The sequence below is a fragment of the Microbacterium sp. genome (assembly GCF_035687345.1).
Classification (GTDB): Bacteria; Actinomycetota; Actinomycetes; order Actinomycetales; family Microbacteriaceae; genus Microbacterium.
Genome location: NZ_DASRXZ010000115.1, coordinates 1 through 2,748, shown reverse-complemented (window position 1 = coordinate 2,748; position 2,748 = coordinate 1). Strand labels below are relative to the sequence as shown.

At 72.8% G+C, this 2,748-nt stretch carries 1 protein-coding gene and 1 pseudogene; one reads left to right on the top strand and one right to left on the bottom strand.

All coding sequences use genetic code 11. The annotated features are described in order from the left end of the window. Positions 1 to 75 precede the first annotated feature (75 nt). Positions 76 to 1,251 (bottom strand): ROK family protein, encoded by a 1,176-nt coding sequence (locus tag VFF97_RS12570; RefSeq protein ID WP_325033832.1) that lies wholly within the window; start codon positions 1,249 to 1,251, stop codon positions 76 to 78. 79 nt (positions 1,252 to 1,330) lie between these two features. On the opposite strand from VFF97_RS12570, the pseudogene VFF97_RS12565 reads away from it, so the two are divergent. Continuing rightward, a pseudogene (locus VFF97_RS12565) lies at positions 1,331 to 2,748 on the top strand (transketolase); the annotation flags it as partial.

Below are 2,748 nucleotides of genomic sequence, written 5' to 3'. Positions count from 1 at the left end.
CGGGCGCCCCGTTGGTCGTCACCATATACGTTGGCCTGACTTTTGAACAGTATTGGACGAAAGCGGATGCCACGGCTACGCCTCCGCTCCCACTGAGCGATCCGCGCGCTCGGTGCGCTCCGCCATCAGCCGGTCGACCCGGTCCGCGTCGAACAGCGCGTCCTGCGCGATGAGCGCCGCGCCCCGCACGCCGGCGCGATCGCCGAGCCGGCTCTTCTCGATGACGAGTCCCCGCCGGGCGTACGGCAGGGCGGTGCCGAGCAGCTCCGCGCGGACCGCGCTGAGGAATCGGTCGCCCGCGTCGGCGAGGTTGCCGCCGATGATGACCGCCTCCGGGTTGAGGATCCCGACGACCTCCGCGAGCGCGGAGCCGAGTCTCGTGCCCATCTCGACGAGCGCCTCCTCCGTGGTGCGGTCGCCGGACTGCGCGAGCGCCACGATCTCGGCGCTCGTGCGCGCGGCGATGCCGTCCCGCGCGAGGCGATCGCGCACGACCGCGCCGCTGGCGGTGACCTGCAGCTCGCGCAGCGGCTGATCGACGCCCGTGCGGGGCGCACTCAGCTGGCCCGCTCCCCCGCGCGCACCGCGCACGATCCGCCCGCCCGACACGATCGCGCAGCTCAGTCCGATGCCGGCCTTCACGACGAGGAGGTCGCTGTACGTCGGCCAACCGACGCGGCTCTCCGCCACGGCGTGCACGTTGACGTCTCGATCTAGCGCGAAGACCGCGTCGAACCCCTCGAAGTACCGCGAGACCCGCACGCCTTCCCATCGCCGGTCCGGTTGGCCCGCACCGAGCTCGCCCGTGCGCGGGTCGACCGGGCCCGGCACGCCGATGCCGATCCCGCGCACGTCGGCGCGCGTGCGGCCGACCCGCGCGAGCAGGAAGTCCCACACCTGGAGCGCCCACTCGAAGATGTCATCGGGGCCGTCCTCGTTGCCGATGTCCGCCTCGTCCTCCTCGAGGACGTTCGAGACGAGGTCGGTCAGACCGATGCGCGTGTGCGAGCCGCCGATGTCGAGCGCGAGAAGCACGCCCGCGTCCTTGTTCACGGCGAGGCGCTCGGGCGGCCTCCCGCCCGAGGAGTCCAGCTGCCCGCCGCTCACGATGAGCCCCGCGCCGACCAGTTCGTCGAGCCGACGGCCGAGCGTGACGCGCGACCACCCCAGGTGCGCGATGAGCTCGCCGCGCGTGGTCGCGCGCCCCGTGCGGATGAGCTCGAGCACCGCGCCCGGGCCGGTCGGCAGCATCCGTTCTCCCCTCTCACAAGTCCACAGACGACGTCACCGTCGCGTTGACTTTTGTATAGACCTATCCCAAAGTGGGATGATGCGCAACGACGAGCTTTCCTCCGACAGCGGCCAGTCCATCGTGCGCTCGTCCGATCCCGCCGAGGTGCGTGCGGTCGAGACCGCGATCGCGCTCCCCGCGCACGTCGTCCAGGCGAAGGGCCACGGGCATGCCGGCACCGCGATGGCCCTCGCTCCGGTCGCACATGTGCTCTACTCGCGCGTGCTGCACCACGACCCGGCCGATCCGTCGTGGGAGGGCCGCGACCGCGTGATCCTGTCGGCCGGGCACGCGTCGCTGCTGCTGTACGTGCAGCTGCTGCTGACCGGCTACGGCCTCGAGCCCTCCGACCTCGAACGCAGCCGCGGACTCGACTCGCGCACGCCCGGTCATCCCGAACTCGGTCACACCCCCGGCATCGAGCTGTCGACCGGCCCGCTCGGGCAGGGCGTCGCGAGCGCTGTCGGCGTGAGCCTCGCGGCCCGCCGGGATGAGGCGCTGCACGGTGCGGGCACCGGGCTGTTCGACCCGACGGTGTGGGTGATCGCCGGTGACGGATGCCTCGAAGAAGGCGTCTCGGGCGAGGCGAGCAGCCTCGCCGGCACGCTCGGGCTCGACAACCTCGTGATGCTGTGGGACGACAACCGCATCACGATCGACGGCCCCACCGACCTCGCGTTCACCGAGGACGTGCGGGCGCGCTACCGCGCCTACGGGTGGCGCGTGCTCGAGATCGACGACCCGCTCGACCTCGACGCCGTCGAGGGCGTGCTCCGCGAGGCGCGCGAGCGCACCGGGCGCCCGACGTTCGTCGCGGTCCGCACAACCATCGGCTTCCCGTCGCCCGCGCGGGCGGGAACCGCAGCAGCGCACGCGGGGGCCTTCGGCGTCGAGGATGTCGCCGAGGTGAAGCGCATACTGCGGTTCCCGCCCGACGCGGGTCTCGAGGACCTCATCCCCGACGAGGTCCTCGCCCACACCCGCGGCGCGCTCGATCGCGGCGCGCGCATGCGCGAGGAGTGGCTCATCCGCTTCGCGGAGTGGGAGCGCACGCACCGGGTCGAGGCTTCGCGCCGGCGCGGCCTGACGCGCGGCGGCGACCCGGAGGCGCTGTCGCACGAGTTGGACGCCGTCGCCGCCGAGATCCCGGAGCCCGGGGCATCCGTCGCCACCCGTGCCACCAACGGCAAGGTGCTCGTCGCACTCGCGCCGCAGGGCGTGCTGTGGGGCGGCTCCGCCGACCTGTCGGAGTCGACGAGCGTCGCCGTGCCCGGGACCGGTGTCGACGGGGCGAACCCGGGAGGTGACTTCATCCGCTTCGGCGTGCGCGAGCACGCGATGGCGGCGATCCTCACCGGCATCGCGGTGCACGGCCTGTGGCGCCCGTTCGGCTCGACCTACCTCGCGTTCAGCGACTACCAGCGCCCGTCGATCCGCCTCGCGGCGCTCATGCGGCA